Source organism: Streptomyces sp. BR1, assembly GCF_052373795.1.
In the GTDB taxonomy this organism is placed as follows: domain Bacteria; phylum Actinomycetota; class Actinomycetes; order Streptomycetales; family Streptomycetaceae; genus Streptomyces.
The window spans coordinates 3,063,992-3,086,248 of sequence record NZ_CM126252.1 but is presented as its reverse complement, the minus strand read 5'-3'; the positions used below and the strand labels follow the sequence as shown (position 1 = coordinate 3,086,248).

Genomic DNA, 22,257 nt, shown 5'->3' with positions numbered 1-22,257 from the left:
CGGAAGGTACAGGTGGGTCATGGCTGCTGATCAGAGGCCTCTGAACGAGGTCGTGTTCCTGACCGTGGCGGAAGTCGCCTCGGTGATGCGAGTGTCGAAGATGACCGTGTACCGCTTGGTGCACAGCGGTCATCTCCCGGCGATCCGGGTGGGCAGGTCCTTCAGGGTCCCCGAGCAGGCGGTTCAGGAGTACCTCCGAGAGTCCTTTGTGGGGGTGGAGACAGCCTGACGGCGTCCTCGGTTACGACCTCTCCGCTCTGGCGGGTAGGCTAGCCCCTCGTAGGTCGTGTGGGCCCAGACGCCCCGCACCGAGTGAAGAGAAGTGAGCGAGGGTAGTCGTGGGCTCTGTTATCAAGAAGCGGCGCAAGCGGATGGCTAAGAAGAAGCACCGCAAGCTGCTCAAGCGCACCCGCGTTCAGCGTCGCAACAAGAAGTAAGCGACAGCTGTACGTGGTCCCGCAGCCCTTCCGCCGTTCCGGTGGGAGGGCTGCGGTGCGTTTCGGCGCGCATATCCCGGACGCTCTTCCCGCCCTGACTTTTCCCGGGATCCCTTTCGCCGCCTGCGCTTTGTGGGCCCCCACTTTCTCGGCCACGCGAAGCCACGCGGTCATCAACGGGCAACACGCAGCCGCTACGGTGGCGCCCAGGTGCACCTGAATGCCAGAGGAAGGCGCTGATCTTGGGGAAGGTCGTGCTCGTCACCGGAGTGGCCCGGCAGCTCGGGGGCCGTCTCGTGCGGCGGATCCAGCGTGATCCGGAGGTGGACCGGGTGATCGGCGTGGACGCCGTCCCGCCCGGCCACCATCTGGGCGGAGCCGATTTCGTACGGGCGGACATACGGCAGCCCGCCATCGCGCGCGTGCTGGCCGAGCACGCCGTGGACACCGTCGTGCACATGGACGTGACCGGCACGCCACTGGGCGCGGGCGGGCGGACGGCGGTCAAGGAAACGAACGTCATCGGCACCATGCAACTCCTCGGCGCGTGCCAGAAGTCGCCGACCGTACGCCGTCTCGTGGTGAAGTCGAGCACCAGTGTCTACGGGTCGGCGCCGCGCGATCCGGCCGTTTTCACCGAGACGACCCCGCCGAAGTCGCTGCCGAGCGGCGGCTTCGCGAAGGACGCCGTCGAGGTCGAGGGCTATGTGCGCGGCTTCGCGCGGCGCCGTCCCGATGTGGCGGTGTCCGTGCTGCGGTTCGCGAACATCCTGGGGCCCTGCGCCGACTCGCCGCTCGCCGAGTACTTCTCGCTGCCGCTGCTGCCGACGGTGTTCGGGTACGACCCCCGGCTCCAGTTCGTGCACGAGGACGACGTGATCGACGTCCTGCGCATCGCGGCCCACGACCCCAGGCGCGGGACGCTCAACAGCGGGACCTTCAATGTGGCGGGCGACGGCGTGCTGCTGCTCTCGCAGTGCTCGCGCCGCCTCGGGCGGCCGACCGTGCCGGTGTTCCTGCCGGCGGTGCGCTGGGTCGGCCAGGCGCTGCGGTCGGTGGGGGCGAGCGACTTCTCGCCGGAGCAGATCCGGCTGCTCACGCACGGCCGGGTGGTCAGCACCGCGCAGATGCGCGACACCCTGGGCTTCGAGCCCAAGTACACGACGGCGGAGACGTTCGCCGACTTCGCGCGCAGCCGGGGGCCGGGGCTGCTGCCGCCGGACGCCCTGGCCGGCGCGGTGGACCGGGTGGCGCATCTGCCCTTCCGGCCGTTCACACCGCCCGCCGTCCCCGCTGTTTCCCCTGTCGCCACTCCCGGAACGGAATGAGGAGCTCAACCACGATGGCGGACGCCAAGGTCATTCCGTTCGACGACGACCGTTCGCGCACCGGCGCGCAGCGTCCGGGCCGACGCAGGCCCGGCGGGCGGCGCGGGGCGGCCCCGGAGGCCGCCGGTGCCCCGGTGAGCGCCCTGCCGGGCCAGCAGGCGGTCCCGGGGCCGGAGTCCGGCCCGGGAGCCACGGAGGCCGGGCAGGGGCCGCAGGGCGCCGCTGACGACCGCGCCGGGCAGCACCCCGTCCCGGATGCCGGGGGCCGCAGTGGCGAACGGGGCGGCTGGGACCGGCGGGTCGCGGGCGGGCTCGCGTTCCTGCGGCGGCGGATCACCGGCGAGTACGACGTCGACGAGTTCGGCTACGACAAGGAGCTCACCGACCAGGTCCTGATGTCCCTGCTGCGGCCCTTCTACGAGAAGTACTTCCGGGTCGAGGTGAAGGGCGTCGAGAACATCCCGTCCGAGGGCGGGGCGCTGGTCGTCGCCAACCACTCCGGGACGCTCCCGCTGGACGGGCTGATGATGCAGGTCGCCGTCCACGACCACCATCCGGCGGGGCGGCATCTGCGGCTGCTCGCGGCGGACCTGGTGTTCATGCTGCCGGTCGTCAACGAGCTGGCCCGCAAGGCCGGGCACACCCTGGCCTGCGCGGAGGACGCCCAGGCGCTCCTGGAGCGCGGCGAGGTCGTCGGGGTGATGCCGGAGGGCTTCAAGGGCATCGGCAAGCCGTTCAGCGAGCGGTACAAGCTCCAGCGGTTCGGGCGCGGCGGGTTCGTGTCGACGGCCCTGCGGGCCGGGACGCCGATCGTGCCGTGCTCGATCGTCGGGGCGGAGGAGATCTACCCGATGATCGGCAACTCCAAGACGGTGGCCCGGCTGCTCGGCATCCCGTACTTCCCGCTGACGCCGACGTTCCCGTGGCTGGGGGCGGCGGGGCTCGTGCCGCTGCCGACGAAGTGGACCATCCAGTTCGGCGAGCCGATCCCGACCGACGGGTATCCGCCGGAGGCGGCGGAGGACCCGATGCTCATGTTCAACCTGACGGACCAGGTGCGCGAGCAGATCCAGCACACGCTCTACAAGCTGCTGGTGCAGCGGCGGTCGGTGTTCTTCTGACGCCGTTTACGTAGGTGGTTTACGTAGTGGGGCGCCCGGGTCGATGGGGCGCCCCACCCACGTAACCGCTACTTCGCGTCCTCGCCGTGCAGGCCCAGGCCCGGGAGCAGGCCGGGGAGCAGCGGGGGCAGGGTGACGTCCGGGACCGGCGGCTTGGCCGGGGTGGAGCCGGGCGTCGACGGTGCGCTGTTCGACGGGGGGTCGAGCAGGCCGCCGGTGTTGCCGCCGAGCAGGCCCTCGTTCGCCTTGGGGCCCGAGCTGGACGGCTGGGGCCTGGCGTCGCCGCCCGCCGTGCCGTGCGTCGGGGCGGACGAGGAGGGGGCCGGGCGGGCCGTGTGACTGATGGAGCCGGAGGGTGTCGAGTCCGTACGGCCGTGCGTCCGCGTCTTGGCGTGCGGGAGCATCGAACGCAGCGGCGCGACTTCCTGGTCTATGGCCACGAAGACCGAGGTCACCTGGTCGCCGACGTCGGTGAGCTGGGCGGGCAGCTTGTCGCGGAGCTTGCTCCAGCTGTCGCGGTGGGACGAGGCGAACGACGACAGGGCGGCGATGGGGCCGAGCGAGCCGTCCTTCGCGTAGGCCGCGTGCAACAGGCGGTGGCCTTCGGTGACGTCGTGCTGCATACCGCTGAGCGCGCGGCGGACCTCGCTCAGCTGCTCGTGGTCGAGGTCGCCGGCGCGGCCGCGCTCCATGAGGCGGCGGGCCTCGCTCAGCCGGGTGGAGGCCTGGTCGAGGTAGATGCGCCCGCGGTCGGTGTCGTCGTCCGCGAGGTTGAGCTTGAGGTCCTCCATGCCGCGCTTCAGCCCGTACAGCGAATCACCGGGGAGGGCGTCGGAGCTGGCAGCGGCCACCCCGCTGAACGCGCCCGCGGCCACACCGATGCTGAGGCCGCCCGCAGCGATGCCCTTCGACCAGCGGGAGCGGGGGCGCAATTTCCGGAGCGAGGTCGCCCGGTGGGCGCCGCGGCCGGTCCGCTGCTCGGGCACCAGAGGGTCGGCGGGGACACCGCCCGCGGCGAACATCTGCTCCATGGCGGCCACGAGCAGCGCCCGCTGCTCGACCTTCACCTGCGGCTCCAGCTCCGGTTTGGGCAGCTCGCCGAGGACGCCCGCCAGGGTCAACAGGTCGGCTTCCGCCGCCTGTTCGGCCGGGGCGGCCGGGGTGGCTGGTGGCTGCTGGGCCGCCGAGGCTTCTTCCAGGGCCTGGGCGAAGGCGTTCGCCCGCCGGTGCGCCGATACGTTCGCGATCACTGGCGGCACCTCCTCTCGTCATCACGGTCGACTCCCCAAGGGGCCTGGAAGGTTGCACGTCTTGAGCACATCCACACGATCGAGTGAGCGGCGGTGGACATGACGTGACCACAGGGAGCCTGCATCCGGCACAACGACGGACGCGGCACTTGGGTTACGGACGAAGGATGATCGGACCACAGCGTGATCGAGGCACCACTGAGCGCTCACCGTAGGTGAGTTGAGGTGTTCGGCCGGGCTTTGTGTTCGGGCTGTTTGCTCGGCTCAGCGGGCGTCTTCCGGGAGGAGGCGGGCGAGCGTGCGCACGGCCCGGTACTGGAGGGTCTTGATCGCGCCCTCGTTCTTGCCCATGACCCGCGCGGTCTCGGCGACCGAGAGGCCCTGGAGGAAGCGCAGGGTGACGCACTCCTGCTGCTGGGGGTTGAGTTTGCGTACGGCTTCGAGCAGGGCGGCGTTGGAGAGCGACTCCAGGACGGAGTCCTCGGGGGAGCGCTCGACCTCGTTGGCGTCGAGCATTTCGCCGGTGGTCACTTCGAGGCGGAAACGGCTCGACTTGAAGTGGTCCGCGACCAGGTTGCGCGCGATCGTGACCAGCCAGGCGCCGAAGTCGCGCCCCTGCCAGGTGAACGTGGAGATCCGGCGCAGGGCGCGCAGGAAGGTCTCGCTGGTGAGGTCCTCGGCGGTCGCCTTGCCGCCGACGCGGTAGTAGATGTACCGGTACACCGTGTCGCTGTACTGGTCGTACAGCCGTCCGAAGGCCTCGGCCTCGCCCGCCTGGGCGCGCTCGACGAGGTCCATCATGCGGGCGCTGTCGCTGTCCGCGCTGGGGCGGCGGGCGGTGGGCGTCGCGGACGTGCCCGTGCCGCGGCCGCCGCTCCGTCTCCCGACAGCCGCGCCCCCGTCGGCCAGCGCGTAGCAGGCACCGAAGGGTGAGGCGGTGGCGAAGGCGGGGGCGGTGGCGTACGCGGTGGGGACGAAGCCGCGCAGACGGTCGACGACCGCTGCGCGCAGCGTAGCCAGGCCCGAGGCGTCAACCCCGACGTGTGGGTACACGGGACTCCCAGAGGCAGAGCTTCCATCACGTGCAGTGCGGGACCGTTCACCCGCCGTGGCGATGTGTGGGTTCCGGTATGCGTCTGAGGAGAATAACGCTTCGTGCAGGGAGCGCTACACCCAGTTGCTCAAATCGTCGATTCCGTCGCTTCTGTTACGTCTATGGGGCGGAACAAGTAGCGGATTGTGAGCGTGTGATGACTGGATGCTGATCGAAAATGACCGGGTGGTCGGTGTGATGTGGCCGAGTGCGGGGGGTGGGGGTGGTGGGGTTCGTGGCGGGGTAAGGGGCGAGGTTGGCTGCCCCACCCCGCCCCTTCCCGAAACCCTCCGAAGGTGGGTGGGGGTTGAGGTGGTCTCCCGGGGGCTCCGCCCCCGGACCCCTTTTCGCGGGGCCTGCGGCCCCTGCACCCCGCTTCTTCTGCGGACCGTGCTGGGTTGCTGGCGCAGTTCCCCGCGCCCCCAGATGCGCCCGGAGGGCGCTCCTTGGGGGCGCGGGGAACTGCGCGCTCAGCCCCCACCGGCGGTCAGCCGACGAACCCGGCCGCTCGCCCAGAGCTTTCGGGAAGGGGTGGGGTGGGGGACTGAAGCCCGGTGCTACCGCCTGCGGCGGTGCAGGGCCACGGCTGCCGCCGTGCCCCCGGCCAGCGCGCCGACGCCCGCCGCCGCCGGAATCCCCACCTTCGCCGCCTTCCGCCCCGTCCGATAGTCCCGCAGCCGCCACTCCCGAGCCCGCGCATGCTTGCGCAACTTCGCGTCGGGATTGATCGCGTACGGATGCCCCACCAGGGACAGCATCGGAATGTCGTTGTGCGAGTCGCTGTACGCCGCGCAGCGCGTGAGGTCCAGGTCCTCCGCCGCCGCCAGCGCCCGTACCGCCTCCGCCTTGGCGGGCCCGTGCAGCGGCTCGCCCACCAAGCGGCCCGTATAAACACCGTCGACCGACTCGGCGACCGTACCCAGCGCGCCGGTGAGGCCAAGGCGGCGGGCGATGATCGTCGCGGTCTCCACCGGCGCGGCCGTCACCAGCCACACCTTCTGCCCCGCATCCAGATGCGCCTGCGCCAACGCGCGCGTGCCGGGCCAGATGCGGTCCGCCATGTACTCGTCGTAGATCTCCTCGCCGATGGTCATCAGCTCGGAGACACGGTGGCCCTTGACGATGGAGAGAGCGCTCTCGCGCGCGTCCTGCATGTGCTCCGGGTCCTCGACTCCGGCGAGCCGGAACCACGCCTGCTGCCAGGCGAACCGCGCGAGGTCGCGCCGCTGGAAGAACTTCCGCTTGTACAGGCCCCGCCCGAAGTGGAAGATCGCCGCGCCCTGCATCACCGTGTTGTCGAGGTCGAAGAAGGCGGCTGCCAGCGAGTCCCCGACCACCGGGAACTCCGGCTCGGAGGGAGATCCCGCTTCCGCTTCCGCTTCCGCCAGTTCCGCGAGTTCCTGCGAGGACTTGCGGGCTGCCTCGGCTGCGGCCTCACCGGCCAGCACGCTGCGTGCTGTCGCCGAGCGCCTACGAGGGGTGAGCCATCCCAGTACGGCCATGTCGTGAGCATAGCCAGTCTGTTCGGTCCCACCCGACACGCCGGGATGCGATGGCGTGAACTCTCCGAGACCGGACTGTTAAACGGGCAATCCGTAACGAAAGAGGCATAGACGCGAGGGCTCGCCTCCCCGCGGCGGAGAATAGGACCCATGACTCCCTTGTTGCGCCGCACCAAGAAGCCCGCCCCGAGCCCCGTCCGCCCCGTCGACCGGCTCGTCACGCTGATCGGGAAGCCCGGCTGTCACCTCTGTGACGACGCGCGTGCCGTCGTCGAGAGCGTGTGTGCCGAGACGGGTGCGGCGTGGGAGGAGAAGGACATCACCGAGGACGAGGCGCTGCACAAGGAGTACTGGGAGCAGATTCCGGTTGTCCTGATCGACGGCGCTCAGCACACCTTCTGGCGCGTGGACCCCGTGCGTCTCAGGAGTGCACTGGGAGCCTGAAGCAACGAACTAGGGTATCGGTGGTAGTTGTGGTTACCATCGAGGTCGTTTTGTCGCGTTCGGGGGTGACATCGTGGAGAGGTGTGTACGGTTTTGCCCCCTTCGGGACTTCAACGGTCCGACCTCGTCGTCGGTTCCCGGAAATCGGCACCGGTTCGCGTGAGCCCGGTCACTTTGCTCGGACAAAGCGGACACCATCTTTGTGCACGCGTTCACAAAGACATAGCCTGCATTCGACGGGGCGGTCCTGGGACACATGGCCGCCTGCCTCGCTCATCCCGCAGGAGCACCGTGGCAACTGGCCGAACTCACCGACCGGCGACCCGTAGCCGAGGAATCCCCGAGGCCACCGTCGCCAGGCTTCCGCTGTATCTGCGTGCGCTGACCGGACTGTCGGAGCGCTCCGTGCCCACGGTCTCCTCCGAGGAGCTGGCCGCGGCCGCGGGGGTCAACTCCGCGAAGCTGCGCAAGGACTTCTCGTACCTCGGTTCCTACGGGACCCGGGGCGTCGGCTACGACGTCGAATACCTCGTCTACCAGATCTCCCGCGAGCTCGGGCTCACCCAGGACTGGCCGGTCGTCATCGTCGGCATCGGTAACCTCGGCGCCGCCCTGGCCAACTACGGCGGCTTCGCCTCCCGTGGTTTCAGGGTCGCCGCGCTGATCGACGCCGACCCCGCGATGGCGGGCAAGCCCGTCGCCGGGATCCCCGTCCAGCACAGCGACGACCTCGAAAAGATCATCACCGAGAACGGTGTCTCCATCGGCGTCATCGCGACCCCGGCGGGCGCCGCCCAGCCGGTCTGCGACCGCCTGGTCGCGGCCGGGGTCACCTCCATCCTGAACTTCGCGCCGACGGTCCTGTCGGTGCCCGAGGGTGTCGATGTGCGCAAGGTCGACCTCTCGATCGAGCTGCAGATCCTCGCGTTCCACGAGCAGCGCAAGGCCGGTGAGGACGCGGCGGCCGCCGAGGTCGGCGGTGTCTCCGAGGTAGTGGCGCCCGTGGTGCGCGGCGGCGCCGCCGTGGACCGGAAAGGACCCGACGGGGACATGCCCGCCGTGATGCCGGCATGAGCCTCCTGGTCGTCGGTCTCAGCCACCGCAGTGCCCCGGTGAGCGTCCTCGAACGGGCCTCCCTCTCGGCGGACACGCAGGTCAAGCTGTTGCAGGACACCCTCGCCGCGGAGCCCGCGGCCGAGGCGGCGGTGCTCGCCACCTGCAACCGCATCGAGCTGTACGCGGACGTGGACAAGTTCCACGCGGGCGTCGCCGAGCTCTCCACGCTGCTCGCCCAGCACAGCGGCGTCGGTCTGGAAGAGCTCACTCCGTATCTCTATGTGCACTACGAGGACCGGGCCGTCCACCACCTCTTCTCGGTGGCGTGCGGGCTGGACTCGATGGTCGTCGGCGAGGGCCAGATCCTCGGCCAGATCAAGGACACGCTCGCGCTGGGGCAGGAGCTCCACACCGCGGGCCGCCTCCTGAACGACCTGTTCCAGCAGGCCCTGCGGGTCGGCAAGCGCGCCCACAGCGAGACCGGCATCGACCGGGCCGGGCAGTCCCTGGTCACCTTCGGCCTGGAGCAGCTGGCCGCCGGGGAGCCGGTGGAGTCCTGGGCCAAGGGCAAGCGCGCGCTGGTGATCGGCGCGGGCTCGATGTCCTCCCTCGCCGCCGCGACGCTGGCGCGCGCCGGGGTCGCCGAGGTGATCGTCGCCAACCGCACGCCCGCGCGCGCCGAGCGCCTGGTCGAGATCCTGGCCGAGTCGGGCACGGCCGCGCGCGCCGTCGCGATGGCCGACGTCTCGCGCGAACTGACACGAGTCGACGTGGCCGTCTCCTGTACGGGAGCGACCGGTCTGGTCCTGACGGCTCAGGCGGTCGCCGAGGCCGTCGGCGTCGCGGCCCCCGAAGCCCAAGCCGCCCCCGAGGGCTGCCCGGTCGACTTCGCGTCGCCCACCGCCGCCTCCGGCGCGGGCCTCGCCGCGTACAGCGCGGTAACGGAAGCGGCCGACGCGAAGGCAGTGGACGCCGACTCCCTGGAACTGCACGGCAGTTGGGTCGACAACGCCACCGGCGCCCGGCCCGCCGCCCCCCGTATCCCCGCGCAGACCGGCCCCGTCCGGCTCGCGCTGCTCGACCTCGCCATGCCGCGCGACATCGACGCGGCCGTGCACCGCATCCCCGGCGTACGGCTCGTCGACATCGAGTCGCTGGCCGAGGCGTCCGCCGACGCGCCGATGGCGGCCGACGTGGACCAGGTGCGCTCGATCGTCTCCGACGAGGTCGCGGCGTTCGGCGCCGCCCAGCGCGCCGCCCACATCACGCCGACCGTGGTCGCGCTGCGCGCGATGGCCGCCGACGTGGTCGCGGGCGAGGTCGCACGCCTGGAAGGACGCCTTCCGGACCTCGACGAGCGCCAGCGCGCCGAGGTCACCCAGACCGTGCGCCGCGTCGTCGACAAGCTGCTGCACGCGCCGACCGTGCGCATCAAGCAGCTCGCCGCCGAGCCGGGCGGCGCCGGGTACGCGGACGCGCTGCGCACCCTCTTCGACCTCGACCCGGAGACGGTCGCCGCCGTGTCCCGGGCCGATCTGAACGACGCCGATGCCAAGAACCGAGGGCGGTCATGACCGAGAAAGCACTGAGGCTCGGGACCAGGCGCAGCATGCTCGCCATGGCCCAGTCCGGCCAGGTGGCCGACGCCGTACGGCAGTTGACCGGCCGTCCGGTCGAGCTGGTGGAGATCACCACGTACGGCGACACCTCGCGCGAGCACCTGGCGCAGATCGGCGGCACGGGCGTCTTCGTGACCGCGCTGCGCGACGCGCTCCTGAACGGCGAGGTCGACTTCGCCGTGCACTCGCTCAAGGACCTGCCGACCGCGCAGCCCGACGACCTCGTACTGGCCGCCGTGCCGGTCCGCGAGGACCCGCGCGACGTGCTGGTCGCGCGCGACGGGCTCACCCTGACCGAGCTCGCCGCCGCGAGCGAGGGCCGTCCGGTCCGGATAGGCACCGGCTCGCCCCGGCGCATGTCGCAGCTGAACGCGTACGCGCGCAGCCACGGCCTGACCATCGAAACCGTGCCGATCCGGGGGAACATCGACACCCGGATCGGATTCGCGCACAGCGGTGAACTCGACGCGGTGGTACTCGCCGCGGCCGGGCTGAACCGTATCGGCAGGATCGGTGAGGTGACCGATTTCCTTCCGGTCGACACCATGCTGCCCGCTCCCGGCCAGGGGGCACTGGCGATCGAGTGCGCGGCGCACAACGCCGACCTCGCCGCCGCGCTCGCCGAGCTCGACGACCCGTACACCCGGGTCGCCGTGACCGCCGAGCGATCCCTGCTCGCCGCCCTGGAGGCCGGCTGTTCCGCACCCGTTGGTGCGTACGCCGACCTGCTGGCCGACGGACAGGTTGTTCATGAGATGCGCCTGCGCGGCGTCGTCGGTACCACCGACGGCTCGACGCTGGTGCAGCTGTCCATCACCGGTCCCGTACCCATGTCGCACGACGAAGCCGTGGCACTCGGTCGCGAACTCGCGGTCGAGATGCTTGCCAAGGGTGCGGCCGGTCTTATGGGGGAGCGAGCACTTTGAGCCCCACCAACTCCTCGAACCTTCCCGCCGTCTCCGCGCACGGGTGCGTCACCTTCCTCGGTGCCGGCCCAGGGGACCCGGGACTGCTGACGCTGCGCGCCGTGGAAGCGCTCGCGTCGGCCGATGTCCTGATCGCCGAGCCGGCTGTGCTCGACGTGGTTCGCGCGCATGCGCGGGCAGGTGTGGACACGCCTCAGCTGACGGTTGTTGACGACACGTCAGCAACCGCTGGCGTCCCCGTGTTGCGGGACGCGGCCAATCTTGTCATGGAGGCCGCGCGCTCCGGCAGGCGGGTCGTCCGTGCCGTCTCCGGCGACCCCGGCCTCGACGGCAGCGCGGGCGACGAGATGCTCGCCTGCGCCGCCGAGGGCATCCCCTTCGAGGTCGTGCCCGGTGTCGCGACGGCGGTGGGCGTACCCGCGTACGCCGGTGTCCCGCTCAGCGACACCACGGGCGCCGACGTCCGCTTCGTCGACGCGCGCAGCGCGAACGACCGCTGCTGGACCGAGGTCGGCGCGAGCGACGGCACCGTCGTCGTCTCCGCGACCCTGGAGACGGTCGCGGCCGCCGCCGGTGAACTCGTCTCGGCGGGCCGCAAGCCCGACACCCCGATGACGGTCACCGTCGCCGGTACGACGACGCGCCAGCGCACCTGGAACGCGACGCTCGGCTCGGTCGCCCAGGTCCTCAAGCAGGCCAAGGTGCTGCCCTCGCCGGACGGGCACCAGCCGGTGATAGCCGTGGTCGGTGAGCGCAGCGCCGCGGCCCAGCGCGACCGCCTGTCGTGGTTCGAGTCCAAGCCGCTCTTCGGCTGGCGGGTGCTCGTGCCGCGCACCAAGGAGCAGGCGGCGTCGCTCTCCGACCAGCTTCGTTCGTACGGCGCGGTGCCGCACGAGGTCCCGACGATCGCCGTCGAACCCCCGCGTACGCCGCAGCAGATGGAGCGCGCGGTGAAGGGCCTGGTGACGGGCCGCTACGAGTGGATCGCGTTCACCTCGGTCAACGCGGTGAAGGCGGTGCGGGAGAAGTTCGAGGAGTACGGGCTCGATGCGCGCGCGTTCGCGGGCATCAAGGTGGCGGCGGTCGGCGAGCAGACTGCGGCGGCGCTGGTGGAGTTCGGCGTGAAGCCGGACCTGGTGCCGAGCGGCGAGCAGTCGGCAGCAGGCCTGCTGGAGGACTGGCCTCCGTACGACCCGGTCTTCGACCCGATCGACCGAGTCTTCCTCCCCCGGGCGGACATCGCCACCGAGACGCTGGTGGCGGGTCTGATCGAGCTGGGCTGGGAGGTCGACGACGTCACGGCGTACCGGACTGTCCGTGCGTCGCCGCCGCCGGCGGACACGCGCGAGGCGATCAAGGGGGGCGGCTTCGACGCGGTCCTGTTCACGTCGTCGTCGACGGTCCGGAATCTGGTCGGCATCGCGGGGAAGCCGCACAACGTGACGGTGATCGCGTGTATCGGTCCCGCCACGGCGAAGACGGCGGAGGAGCACGGCCTCCGGGTCGACGTCATGGCCCCCGAGCCGTCGGTCCTGAAGCTCGCGGAGGCGCTGGCGGAATTCGGCGCGGCGCGCCGAGCCGCGGCGGTGGAGGCGGGCGAGCACGTCACGCGCCCGAGCGAACGCCGCCCGGGCGCCCGTCGCCGCCGCACGACCTGACGGTCTGAGGAGCCCCCACCCCGCCCCTTCCCGAAAGCCTCCGGCGGTTGTCGGTCGGCTGCGGGTCGGTGGGGGCTTGTCGCGCAGTTCCCCGCGCCCCTGATGGGCCCTTCGGGCCCTCTTAGGGGCGCGGGGAACTGCGCGAGCAACCACGCACGGTCCGCAGTCGAACGTCACCTCTCGCAGAGTTTCGGGAAGGGGCGGGGTGGGGCAAAAAGGCCCGGGCCCACCGGCGTAGCGTGGTGGCATGACCTACGGATCCTTCCCCGGTGCCCGCCCCCGGCGGCTCCGCACCACCCCCGCCATGCGCCGCATGGTCGCGGAGACAAGGCTGCACCCCTCCGACCTCATCCTCCCCGCCTTCGTGAGGGAGGGGATCACCCAGCCCGCCCCCATCACCGCCATGCCCGGCGTCGTCCAGCACACCATGGACACGCTCAGGAAGGCCGCCGTGGAGGCCGTGGAGGCCGGGGTCGCCGGGATCATGCTCTTCGGGGTGCCGGAGGACGAGAAGAAGGACGGCGCCGGTACCGCCGGTACCGACCCCGACGGCATCCTCCAGGTCGCCATCCGCGCCGTCCGCCAGGAAGTCGGCGACGACCTCGTCGTCATGTCCGACCTCTGCCTCGACGAGTACACCGACCACGGCCACTGCGGCGTCCTCGACGCCGACGGCCGCGTCGACAACGACGCCACCCTCGAACGCTACGCGGAAATGGCCCAGGTCCAGGCCGACGCGGGCGTCCACGTCGTGGGCCCCAGCGGCATGATGGACGGTCAGGTCGGCGTCGTCCGCGACGCCCTCGACCAGACCGGGCACGAGGACGTCTCCATCCTGGCCTACACCGCCAAGTACTCCTCCGCCTTCTACGGGCCCTTCCGCGAGGCCGTCGGCTCCTCCCTCCAGGGGGACCGCAAGACGTATCAGCAGGACCCCGCCAACGCCCGCGAATCCCTCCGCGAGCTCGCCCTCGACCTCGAAGAGGGCGCGGACATGGTGATGGTCAAGCCTGCTGGGCCCTACCTCGACATCCTCGCCAAGGTCGCCGAAGCGGTCGACGTGCCCGTCGCCGCCTATCAGATCAGTGGCGAGTACGCCATGGTCGAGGCCGCCGCCGAGAAGGGCTGGATCGACCGCGACCGGGCGATCCTGGAAACCCTGACGGGAATCAAGCGGGCCGGTGCGAACATGATCCTTACGTACTGGGCAACGGAAGTCGCCCGGGGGTTGTAGCACTACGAGGGAGCTCGCATGGGGGAAAAGGCCCTGGACGTCCGGGATTTCGCGGATGTCACCGACTACTACACGCCGGTGGACACCGTTTTCGTACGGGCCCACATGGGCGTCCCGGACCTTGAACCCGCAGACGAGCTCTCCGACTTCGACTGGTCGCTGTCGGTCGAAGGGCTCGTCGAGAATCCCTTCACCATCAGCCTCGCCGACGTACTCGCCCTGCCCACGCGGAAGTTCACCGCGGTCCACGAGTGCTTCGGCAACCCGTTCCATCCTGACGTGCCTACGCGCGCGGTGGCCAACCTGGAGTGGGAAGGGACGCCCTTGGCCTCGCTCCTGGATCGCGCCAAGCCGCTCGCGTCGGCCCGGCATGTGTGGTTGGAAGGCGCCGACACGGGGTCTTTCGACGGCGTGGACGGGCTCTCGTATCTCAAGGACCTGCCGTTGCAGACGGCAATGGACGATGTCTTTCTTGCATATGGCATGAATGGCGAGCCGCTGACCGTCCGTCATGGCTATCCGCTACGGGCCGTCGTCCCGCGCATGTTCGGGACCAACTCCGTGAAGTGGCTGACGCGGATCGTCGTCTCCGACGAGCGCCCGGACCATATGTTCACCACGCGCTTCTACACCCGCGTCTTCCCCGGCGAGACCGTGAGCGTCCCCGTACGCGAGGTCGACGTCAGCAGCAAGATCCTCAGCCCGCAGGACGGGGGCCAACTGCCCGATGGGCGGCTTGAGTTGATCGGGCGGGCCTGGAGTACGAGTGAGGTCGTGCTCGTCGAGGTGGGCGTGGACGACGGGCCCTGGGAGGCCGTCGTCGGGCTCGAACCCGCCGGACCCGACCCCGCCTGGCAGCCCTTCACCGTGATCCGCGAGCTGGCTCCTGGCGAGCACACCCTCCGTATACGGGCCACCGACCGCGCGGGGCGGGTTCAGCCCCCGCCGGGGCTGCGGAACTCGATCCACGAGATCACGGTCACCGTTCCTTGATCCGACGGCTAGACGGCTAGACGGCTAGACGGCTAGACGGCTAGTGGGCGCGGTGGGGCAGAGGCATGGGGATCGGCGGGCCCTTGAGGTGGCCGGTCGCCGGGTCCAGTTCGATGACGGTGAGCGTGATGTCCGAACTCGCGTACAGGTACGTGCCCTTGGGGTGGACCGCGACGCCCGTGCAGTCGCGGACGGCCGCGTCGCGCATGCGCTCGGGCGCGGCCTCCTGGCCGAAGGTTCCGTCGGCGGCGAGGGGGAGGCGGTGGACCGTTCCCGTGCCCTGTTCGGTGAAGTAGACGCACCGCGCGCGTGGGTGGACGGTGAGCGGGCCCGGGGGCGTGGGCAGCTTCCAGAGGGGGAGCGGGCCGTCGCCGTCCGCGCCGCCGTCGTCCCGTAGCCGCAGTACGCCCAGGGCGCGGGCCTGCGGGTCGCCCACGTACAGGTGGGTGCCGTGCGGGTGGACGGCGAGGCTCTTGTGGCGGGGGCCGCCGAGCCAGGTGAGTACGGTCTCGCCGTCCTGCGGCCGTCCGTCCGTATCCAGGTGCAGCCAGGAAACGGGCGCGCTCTCGTCTTCGTTGGCGATGTACAGGCACGCGCGCGTGGGGTGCGCCACGAGCGCGCCCGGCCGCCGCGTCAGGGTGACGGCCTGCCACCCCGTCCCGTGCCCCGGGCGCCCGCTCCGATCGAGCGGCTGCCACCCCAGCATCCGGCGCGCGGGATCGGCGTCGGTGAGGTACACGTACCCGCCCGCAGGGTGCACGGCCACCCCGTACGGCCTTCTCCCGGCCGTCCACTCGGCCGGTGCCTCCGGGCGCCCGTCGTCGCCCAGCGCAATACGGTGGACCCCGTGCGGCCCGCCCACGAAGAGCCAGCCGCCGCCGGGGTGGACCGCGAGGGCCTGTACGACGGTCGACCCGCTGTACCGCTCTTCGTTCTGGCTCACGCCTCAAGGAGTACCGACCCCGAGGGCGTGTCGTCGCGCGCGGCGCGGCCGGGTCACCCGGTCAGCGCACGCCCGTGACGAACGACGACCAGGTGGCGGGGGCGACGGTGAGGGACGGCCCGTCCGGATTCTTGGAGTCCCGGACGTGTACGGCGGCGGGGTGGGCGCAGACCTCGACGCAGGCGCCGCCGTCGCTGCCACTGTGGCTGGACTTGTGCCAGTCGTAGCCGACTTCGAGGCAGTTGCCGCCTTCGCTACCGCTGTAGCTCGACTTGCGCCAGGTGAAGGCGACTTCGAGGCAGTTGCCGCCCTCGTCGCTGCTGTGGCTGGACTTGAACCACTTCAATGTGGCACTCATTGCTCTCCTAGCAAACGGTCCAACAGGCCCCTAGTTTCCTCGGTGTTGAGGGCCTGCGTCCGCAGCATCGCATACTTCTGCGCAAGGATGCTCACCTCGTCGGGGTCGGAGACGATCTGGCTGCCACGCTGTGTCTCGGTGTACGCGAGGTGCTGGTGGTCCGGGGTTTCCAGGAGGACGAAGGGGCCATCGAGCGCGGCATGAGACTGCCTGCCGAGCGGCATGATCTGCAAGGAGACTCCTGGGAGATCGGCACAACGGCGGAGATGCCGCAGGGCCTCCACGTACACTTCGCCGCCGCCGAGCCGGTCCATCAGCACCGCATAGGAGATGGTGAAACTGATGGTCGGCGGCTCCTTGCGGTGCAGGATCTCCTGGCGCAACAACCGAGTGTGGATCTGAGTGTCGATCTCCTCCTCGCTGAAGGCCGGGACCCGGCTCCGGAACACCGCACGGGCATAACTCTCGGGCTGGAGCAGACCTGGCAGTACCTGGTTCTCGTAGAAGGACAAGGCGATGGCCACCTTCTCCAGGTCGAGATACTGCTCCGCCCACGCCGGGATCAGGTCAACCTCCGGCAGGTTCTCGATCGCGGTCTCCAGGACCTTCTTCGTCTTGAGGATGGTGTCCAGCTGCTGCGCCAGATCAGGTTTCAACAGGCGTCGGCCCTGCTCGATCGAGGCGATGGTCTCCTCGTGCAACCCAGCCCGCTGGGCGAGTTCCCGCTGGGTGAGCCCGGCCAACTCCCGGAACAGCGCCACCAGGGCGCCCACCATCCGCATTGCTGACGCGTTCTTGCGACGCCGCCGCCGATTACTTGGGTGCATTCCTGCGAACTCCCCGTGCTCATAAGTAAGTTACGCACCCCCAACCCGTACAAAAAATCTGTACGGGTCGGCGCACTGCATCACGGTAATCACGCTCCGTAACCCTCGTCTCATGAACGAGAACGGACAACCCCTTCTGGTGACCGAGCGGTTCTGGCTGCGGGAGCGGCAATCGGTGCGGGCGGCACGGGAGTTCAGCCGCCGGGCGATCGACGGGTGGGGGGTCGGCGGGCGCGCCGACGACGTACTGCTGTGCGTCAGTGAACTCACCACGAACGCGCTGGTCCACGGCGTACCGCCCGGGCGCGGGTATCTGCTGCGGCTCGCGCTGTACGCGGGCGGGCTGCTGAGAGTGGAGGTGCACGACAGCGGCGGCGGGACGCCCCGGGTGCCGGAGTCGGCGGACGAGGGCGGGCGGGGGCTGCTGCTCGTGGCGGCGGTGGCGGACAAGTGGGGGGTGGGGGAGAGGCGGCCCGGAAAGGTGGTGTGGTGCGAGTTCGGGCCGCGCATGATGATCGGCGGGACGGCTGGAGGGAGCCAGGATCATGGCAGTTGATTCACCGGAAATACTCGCGCGCCGGTTGTGGGCGGCGGTCGAACCGCTGCACGGCATCGTGTACTTCGCCGAGGAGTCGGTGGAGTCGATGCGGCGGCTCGGGCTCAAGGGCTACTACATGGGGTACTTCGCCGGGCGCCTGTGCCCGGTCGGCCCCCTGGACGCGCCCGCCGGGCACGCCCTGTCGTTCGCCTTCGCGCCGGGACGGGTGGCGCGGGCGCTGCCGGACGCGTGGACGTACGCGTCACCGGAGGAGGTGCTGGCGGCGCGGCTGGACGTGGTGTCGGCGGTGCTGGGGCGGGCGTTGCCTCCGGCTGCCGATGTCGTACGACTCACTCAGGTGCTGGAGAGCGCAGCGGAGGGGTGTACGTACGAGGGGCGGGTGCTCGCGGCCGCCTGGTCGGGCGTGGCCCGGCCCTCCGATCCGCTCGCCCGTCTGTGGCTGGCGGCGACGGTGCTGCGCGAGCACCGGGGGGACGGGCACGTCATGGCGCTCGCCCAGCACGGCCTCGGCGGGCTCGACGCCGGGATCACGCATGTTGCGGCGGGTGGGGCCACGCGGGAGCAGATCCAGGTGACGCGCGGGTGGAGCGAGGAGGAGTGGGAGGCGGGGGTGTGGCGGCTGCGGGTACGGGGGTTGGTGGACTCGGCGGGGCTGCTGACGGCGGAGGGGGAACGGGTTCGGGAGTCGGTCGAGTCGGCCACGGACCGGCTCGCGGCCGGGCCGGTCGCGCGGCTCGGGGCCGAGGGGGTGGCGGAGGCGGTGTCGTTGGCGGCGCCGCTGAGCCGCCACCTCATGGACACGGGGGTGCTGCCGGTGCCGAATCCGATCGGGGTGCCGAGGCCGTGAGGGGTCGGTGATCAGCTGGCGGACGGCTATGTGCGGGATGCACTGAAGTGCGTACGCTGCCGGGTTAGTTGGAAGTCCGAGTAAGTGAGACTGAGTAACCGCCCGGGGGTCGCTTCATGTCCGTCCACGCCGCCGCCGTTCCCGCGCTCGCCGCGCGTGCCGCGTCCGTCGGGTCCTCGCCCGTACGCGAGATCCTGGCGCTCACCGCCCGCCCCGAGGTCATCTCGTTCGCGGGCGGGCTGCCCGCGCCCGAGCTGTTCGACGAGGAGGGGATCGCGGCGGCGTTCGCGTCGGTGCTCGCGGACCGGCCCGGGGCGGCGCTCCAGTACTCCACCACCGAGGGGGACCCGGAGCTGCGGGCCGCGACGGCTGCGCGGCTGTCGAAGCGGGGGCTGTCGACCGAGCCGGATCAGCTGGTGATCACGACCGGTTCGCAGCAGGGGTTGACCCTGCTGGCGGCGGCGCTGGTGGAGCCGGGGGACGTGGTCCTGGTCGAAGACCCCTGCTACTTGGCCGCGTTGCAGGTGTTCGGGTTCTCGGGGGCGCGGGTCGTGGCCGTGCCGTCGGACGCGGACGGGCCCGATCCGGTGGCTCTCGAATCCCTGGTGCTCCGCGAGCGCCCGAAGCTGTTCTACTGCGTGCCGACGTTCCAGAACCCGACCGGTCGGACCATGACCGCCTCGCGGCGTCGGGCCGTCGCGGACGTGGCGTCGCGGTTGGGGCTGTGGGTGGTCGAGGACGATCCTTACGGCGAGCTGCGGTACGAGGGGGATCCGGTGCCGTGGATCTCCTCGTACGCGGACGCGTCGGACCGGACGGTGTTGCTGGGCAGCTACTCGAAGATCATGGCGCCGGGGTTGCGGGTGGGGTGGATGCGGGGGCCGTCTTCGTTGCTGCGGGCGTGTGTGGTGGCCAAGCAGGCGGCGGATCTGCATACGTCGACGGTCGTGCAGATGGCGGCGGCTCGGTACTTGGTCGACCGTGACCTGGATGCGCACGTCGCCCGTGTGCGCTCGGCGTACGGTGCGCGGCGGGATGCGATGCTGGCGGGCCTTCCTTCGGCCCTGCCCCCGGGGTCTACGTGGAACCGTCCGTCGGGCGGGATGTTCCTGTGGGCGCGGTTGCCGCAGGGGAGCGATGCGACTTCGCTGTTGCGGCGGGCGGTCTCGCACGATGTGGCGTACGTGCCGGGGGCGCCGTTCTTTGCGGGTGCGGCGGATCCGGCGGCGTTGCGTCTGTGCTTCGTCACATCGGGGGTGGAGGAGATCGGGGAGGGCCTGCGCCGCCTGGGCGATGCTTTGTCCCCCACCCCGCCCCTTCCCTAAACCCTCCGGGGGTGGGTGGGGGTTGAGGCGGGTTTCCCGGGGGCTACGCCCCCGGACCCCTTTCGCGGGGCCTGCGGCCCCTGCACCCCGCTGGGGCTCCGGCCCGGAACCCTGGGCGGGGGCTGCGGCCCTTGCACCCCGCTGGGGCTCCGGCCCCGGACCCCGGCTGGGGTGGGTGGGCAGCGGGGCGTGCCCCTGCGGGTGGGTGGGTACGCGGGGCTTCGCCCTGCGCCCCGCCGCGCGGTGGTTCGTCTGCGGACCGTGCTGGCTCGCTCGCGCAGTTCCCCGCGCCCCTCAATGGGCCCTTCGGGCCCCTCCTTCGTCTGCGGACCGTGCTGGGTTGCTCGCGCCCACGCGGCGGAGCCGCAAATCGATACAGCCCCGCGCCCCTTAGAGCTTGTCTTTGAACCCCCGTCTGCGCCCCGACGCCCGGCACGCTCGCCCGCCGCCGTGCGGGCTTCCCCCCTCGGTCGGCAGAGCGCGGGGGGCTCGCTGAACTACGCTTACGCCGCTGGCCCGTTGCCATGTGTCGCATGTCGTGGGATTGCTGGACACACGTTAGTAGCGGGTTAGCGGCGGGTTAGCAGGGCGTTAGCGGGGTTCGCCATTCTGAGGTCGCTTTGGTCTTCGGTTCACACCGTCATGCACTGCCGTGGCGTGGTCGCGAGGAATGGGCGAGCACCACGCTTCGCAGTGGCTCCTCCTGGACGCGCACCGCCCGGCTGCAACGTTCAGAGAGAGAACGATGAGAAAACAACGAATACTCGCCGCGGCGTTTGGCACACTGCTGGCAACCGCTTCCGCCGCCGTGATCACCGTTTCCGCTTCGGCCTCGGACAACACGGACATCGCCTTCCCAACGTCGTGTTCATCGGACCCGACTTCGAAGCCGCCGAAGCCGAACCCGACGACGAAGCAGCCGAAGCCGAACCCGACGACGAAGCAGCCGAAGCCGCCGTCGCCGAACCCCACCACGAAGCCGCCGAAGCCGCCGTCCCCGAACCCCACCACGAAGCCACCGAAGCCGAGGGACGATTCAGGCGATTCGGCCGATTCAGCGGAGATGCCTTCGCCGCAGGCGACTGTGGCCGACGCCTCCTCCAGCGAGGCGACGGGGTGCAATCCGTCGTCAGGATTTTCCCATGCGCGGGCAACGTTCTACTCCACTGGGATGGGGGCGTGTGGCATTACCAACAACGATGGTGACTTCATCGTCGCGCTCAACTCCGCCCAGTTCGGCAGCGGATTCCCCAGCGCCCAGTGCGGAAAGAAGATAAAGATCACGTACAAGGGGAAATCCGCGACCGCGACCATCACGGACGAGTGCCCCGGCTGTCCCTACGCGGGCCTCGATATGTCGCCCGCTCTCTTCTCGCACTTCGAAAACCAGGACAAGGGCACAATCTACGTCGACTGGAAGTTCGTGCAGTAGTCGGACGGCCGCACGCCCCATTTCTCGTGGGGCTTGAGGCACTTGGAGCCTGTCTTTGAACCCCCGTCGCTCCCCGATGCCCGGCTGGGGCGGAGGGGCGACGGCCGCGCGGGCGGGTCCCTCCAAGACCTGCGCGAACCGGGCGCTCCACCGAGGCAGATGTACGAGATCAACCGAGGTTCAAAGACGGGCTCTTGGTGGGCCCTTCGGGCCCTCCTTGGGGCGCGACCAGCCCAAGACGGCCCGCTTTCAGGGGCGCGGAGAACTGCGCGATCAGCCCCCGCCGGGTCGCAGACGGCAATGGCGATGGCGTTCGGGGCGCAGCCTCAGCGGGGTGCAGGCCCCGCCTCGGGGGCAGGGGGCGAAGCCCCCGGTAGCCGCCTTGGCCCACCACCCGGCCGCCCGCCCAGGGCTTTCGGGAAGGGGTGGGGTGGGGAAACCGCCCGCCGCAGGCGCAGCGCACGTGGGGAACTACCACGCCTCGATCGGGGACACGCTCGACTGCCAGTACGTGACCATCGCCTGGGCGTCGACCACGCCCACCGGCTTCGACAGCGACGCGTACGCGGAGCGGCCCGTCGACTCCATCCCCACCGCACCCTGGAAGTACACGACGACCTGGCTGGTCATGTAGGGGTCGGTCCCGTCGGGCTCCCCCTGCGTCCGCACCATCGCGTACGCCGACTCGCCCGGGGCAAGGGTCACCACCGCCTGCGGGATGGTGTCCTTGTCGACCGGCACCGGCGACTGCGCGTTGGAGAACTTCACAGCCGGGGCGTTGTACGCGTAGCACGTCGACTTCCCGGTGTTCGTCGCCGTCAGCAGGACGTGGTTGATCGGGCGCGCCACCGGCGTCGCGGTCAGCTTGATGTTGCTGCCGGTGCACGTGACCGCCTTGCCCGAGCCCGAGCCGGAACCCGACCCGCCGGCGGAACCGGAACCGGGCTTCTTGGACGGGTGCTTGTCGGTCGAGTGGGCGGGCTTGGCGCCGGTTCCGGTTCCGCCGGTGCCGCCCGACTCGCCCGAACCCCCCGCCGTCCCGGCCGAGGCACCGCCGGTCGTGGCGGGCGCCGACGCCGACGGCGAGGACGTCGCCTTGTCCGACGCCTTCGAACCGGAGTCGCTGCCGCACGCGCTGAGCGACAGTGCGGCCACGAGCGCGGTGGTCGCGGCGGCGGTGATGCGGAGTTTGGTGCGCATGGTGGATCGAGCTCCCCGTTGGTCGGTGTGGGTCGGTGTTGATCGGTGTGTGAGTGGTACGCGCCGAGCGGGTCAGGCGTGAAGACTGAGGATCAGCGCGATGAA

The 22,257-nt window shown here is 70.7% G+C and carries 22 protein-coding genes; 15 read left to right on the top strand and 7 right to left on the bottom strand.

All coding sequences use genetic code 11. From position 1 onward, the window contains the following. Positions 1 to 19 precede the first annotated feature (19 nt). The 4 genes from ACT1U9_RS13320 to ACT1U9_RS13305 all read left to right on the top strand — a co-directional run bounded on the left by ACT1U9_RS13320 (position 20) and on the right by ACT1U9_RS13305 (position 2,886). The gene (locus ACT1U9_RS13320) at positions 20 to 229 is read left to right on the top strand and encodes a helix-turn-helix domain-containing protein (RefSeq protein ID WP_159047648.1); all 210 of its coding nucleotides are present in this window, start codon (positions 20 to 22) and stop codon (positions 227 to 229) included. A gap of 109 nt (positions 230 to 338) precedes the next feature. Continuing rightward, a complete protein-coding gene (locus tag ACT1U9_RS13315; RefSeq protein ID WP_003948845.1) occupies positions 339 to 437 on the top strand; it encodes a 30S ribosomal protein bS22 in 99 nt (32 codons plus the stop codon). 242 nt (positions 438 to 679) lie between these two features. Further along, on the top strand, positions 680 to 1,765 hold the full coding sequence (locus ACT1U9_RS13310; protein WP_444538513.1) for an NAD-dependent epimerase/dehydratase family protein: 1,086 nt from the start codon (positions 680 to 682) through the stop codon (positions 1,763 to 1,765). Between the two features lie 14 nt (positions 1,766 to 1,779). After that, positions 1,780 to 2,886 carry a lysophospholipid acyltransferase family protein gene (locus ACT1U9_RS13305; protein ID WP_444538512.1) on the top strand — a complete coding sequence of 369 codons (1,107 nt, stop codon included), beginning with the start codon at positions 1,780 to 1,782 and terminating at the stop codon, positions 2,884 to 2,886. Positions 2,887 to 2,954: 68 nt separating this feature from the next. Here the strand turns inward: ACT1U9_RS13305 and ACT1U9_RS13300 are convergent, their stop codons facing one another. The 3 genes from ACT1U9_RS13300 to ACT1U9_RS13290 all read right to left on the bottom strand — a co-directional run bounded on the left by ACT1U9_RS13300 (position 2,955) and on the right by ACT1U9_RS13290 (position 6,731). Continuing rightward, entirely contained in the window at positions 2,955 to 4,136 is a 1,182-nt protein-coding gene (locus tag ACT1U9_RS13300; RefSeq protein WP_444538511.1) for a DUF5667 domain-containing protein, read from the bottom strand. A 264-nt stretch (positions 4,137 to 4,400) separates the two neighbouring features. Continuing rightward, complete coding sequence (locus ACT1U9_RS13295) at positions 4,401 to 5,189, bottom strand: ECF subfamily RNA polymerase sigma factor, BldN family (protein ID WP_444538510.1); 789 nt, start codon at positions 5,187 to 5,189, stop codon at positions 4,401 to 4,403. A gap of 597 nt (positions 5,190 to 5,786) precedes the next feature. Beyond that, positions 5,787 to 6,731 (bottom strand): HAD family hydrolase, encoded by a 945-nt coding sequence (locus tag ACT1U9_RS13290; protein ID WP_444538509.1) that lies wholly within the window; start codon positions 6,729 to 6,731, stop codon positions 5,787 to 5,789. A 150-nt stretch (positions 6,732 to 6,881) separates the two neighbouring features. On the opposite strand from ACT1U9_RS13290, the gene ACT1U9_RS13285 reads away from it, so the two are divergent. The 7 genes from ACT1U9_RS13285 (at position 6,882) to ACT1U9_RS13255 (ending at position 14,661) form a co-directional block, all read left to right on the top strand. After that, the gene (locus ACT1U9_RS13285) at positions 6,882 to 7,175 is read left to right on the top strand and encodes a glutaredoxin family protein (protein ID WP_444538508.1); all 294 of its coding nucleotides are present in this window, start codon (positions 6,882 to 6,884) and stop codon (positions 7,173 to 7,175) included. Positions 7,176 to 7,466: 291 nt separating this feature from the next. After that, positions 7,467 to 8,249: a redox-sensing transcriptional repressor Rex gene (locus tag ACT1U9_RS13280; RefSeq protein WP_444538507.1), complete on the top strand. Its 783-nt coding sequence runs from the start codon at positions 7,467 to 7,469 to the stop codon at positions 8,247 to 8,249. Further along, positions 8,246 to 9,805 (top strand): glutamyl-tRNA reductase, encoded by a 1,560-nt coding sequence (locus ACT1U9_RS13275; RefSeq protein ID WP_444538506.1) that lies wholly within the window; start codon positions 8,246 to 8,248, stop codon positions 9,803 to 9,805. The genes ACT1U9_RS13280 and ACT1U9_RS13275 overlap by 4 nt, the downstream gene beginning before the upstream one ends. Further along, complete coding sequence (gene hemC, locus ACT1U9_RS13270) at positions 9,802 to 10,776, top strand: hydroxymethylbilane synthase (protein WP_444538505.1); 975 nt, start codon at positions 9,802 to 9,804, stop codon at positions 10,774 to 10,776. The genes ACT1U9_RS13275 and hemC overlap by 4 nt, the downstream gene beginning before the upstream one ends. After that, positions 10,773 to 12,434 carry a uroporphyrinogen-III synthase gene (locus ACT1U9_RS13265; protein ID WP_444538504.1) on the top strand — a complete coding sequence of 554 codons (1,662 nt, stop codon included), beginning with the start codon at positions 10,773 to 10,775 and terminating at the stop codon, positions 12,432 to 12,434. Before hemC ends, ACT1U9_RS13265 begins: the two co-directional genes overlap by 4 nt. Before the next feature lie 247 nt (positions 12,435 to 12,681). Further along, positions 12,682 to 13,668, top strand: coding sequence for a porphobilinogen synthase (gene hemB / locus ACT1U9_RS13260; protein ID WP_444538503.1), 987 nt, complete (start codon positions 12,682 to 12,684; stop codon positions 13,666 to 13,668). Positions 13,669 to 13,686: 18 nt separating this feature from the next. Next, positions 13,687 to 14,661 (top strand): molybdopterin-dependent oxidoreductase, encoded by a 975-nt coding sequence (locus ACT1U9_RS13255; RefSeq protein ID WP_444538502.1) that lies wholly within the window; start codon positions 13,687 to 13,689, stop codon positions 14,659 to 14,661. A 40-nt stretch (positions 14,662 to 14,701) separates the two neighbouring features. Here ACT1U9_RS13255 and ACT1U9_RS13250 read toward each other — a convergent pair whose 3' ends face one another. The 3 genes from ACT1U9_RS13250 to ACT1U9_RS13240 form a co-directional block, all read right to left on the bottom strand. Continuing rightward, positions 14,702 to 15,604 carry a hypothetical protein gene (locus tag ACT1U9_RS13250; RefSeq protein WP_444538501.1) on the bottom strand — a complete coding sequence of 301 codons (903 nt, stop codon included), beginning with the start codon at positions 15,602 to 15,604 and terminating at the stop codon, positions 14,702 to 14,704. A gap of 61 nt (positions 15,605 to 15,665) precedes the next feature. Beyond that, positions 15,666 to 15,962, bottom strand: a complete 297-nt coding sequence (locus tag ACT1U9_RS13245; protein WP_444538500.1) for a DUF397 domain-containing protein — start codon at positions 15,960 to 15,962, stop codon at positions 15,666 to 15,668. Then, positions 15,959 to 16,744, bottom strand: a complete 786-nt coding sequence (locus ACT1U9_RS13240) for a helix-turn-helix domain-containing protein (protein WP_444538499.1) — start codon at positions 16,742 to 16,744, stop codon at positions 15,959 to 15,961. Before ACT1U9_RS13240 ends, ACT1U9_RS13245 begins: the two co-directional genes overlap by 4 nt. A 157-nt stretch (positions 16,745 to 16,901) precedes the next feature. Here ACT1U9_RS13240 and ACT1U9_RS13235 point away from each other — a divergent pair, with 157 nt between their 5' ends. The 4 genes from ACT1U9_RS13235 (at position 16,902) to ACT1U9_RS13220 (ending at position 20,952) form a co-directional block, all read left to right on the top strand. After that, on the top strand, positions 16,902 to 17,345 hold the full coding sequence (locus ACT1U9_RS13235; protein ID WP_444538498.1) for an ATP-binding protein: 444 nt from the start codon (positions 16,902 to 16,904) through the stop codon (positions 17,343 to 17,345). After that, positions 17,335 to 18,195 carry an SCO6745 family protein gene (locus ACT1U9_RS13230; protein WP_444538497.1) on the top strand — a complete coding sequence of 287 codons (861 nt, stop codon included), beginning with the start codon at positions 17,335 to 17,337 and terminating at the stop codon, positions 18,193 to 18,195. The genes ACT1U9_RS13235 and ACT1U9_RS13230 overlap by 11 nt, the downstream gene beginning before the upstream one ends. 116 nt (positions 18,196 to 18,311) lie before the next feature. Further along, entirely contained in the window at positions 18,312 to 19,520 is a 1,209-nt protein-coding gene (locus ACT1U9_RS13225; RefSeq protein WP_444538496.1) for an aminotransferase-like domain-containing protein, read from the top strand. 670 nt (positions 19,521 to 20,190) lie between these two features. Next, complete coding sequence (locus ACT1U9_RS13220; protein WP_444538495.1) at positions 20,191 to 20,952, top strand: RlpA-like double-psi beta-barrel domain-containing protein; 762 nt, start codon at positions 20,191 to 20,193, stop codon at positions 20,950 to 20,952. A gap of 471 nt (positions 20,953 to 21,423) precedes the next feature. Here ACT1U9_RS13220 and ACT1U9_RS13215 read toward each other — a convergent pair whose 3' ends face one another. Next, complete coding sequence (locus ACT1U9_RS13215) at positions 21,424 to 22,152, bottom strand: DUF4232 domain-containing protein (RefSeq protein WP_444538494.1); 729 nt, start codon at positions 22,150 to 22,152, stop codon at positions 21,424 to 21,426. Positions 22,153 to 22,257: the final 105 nt, after the last annotated feature.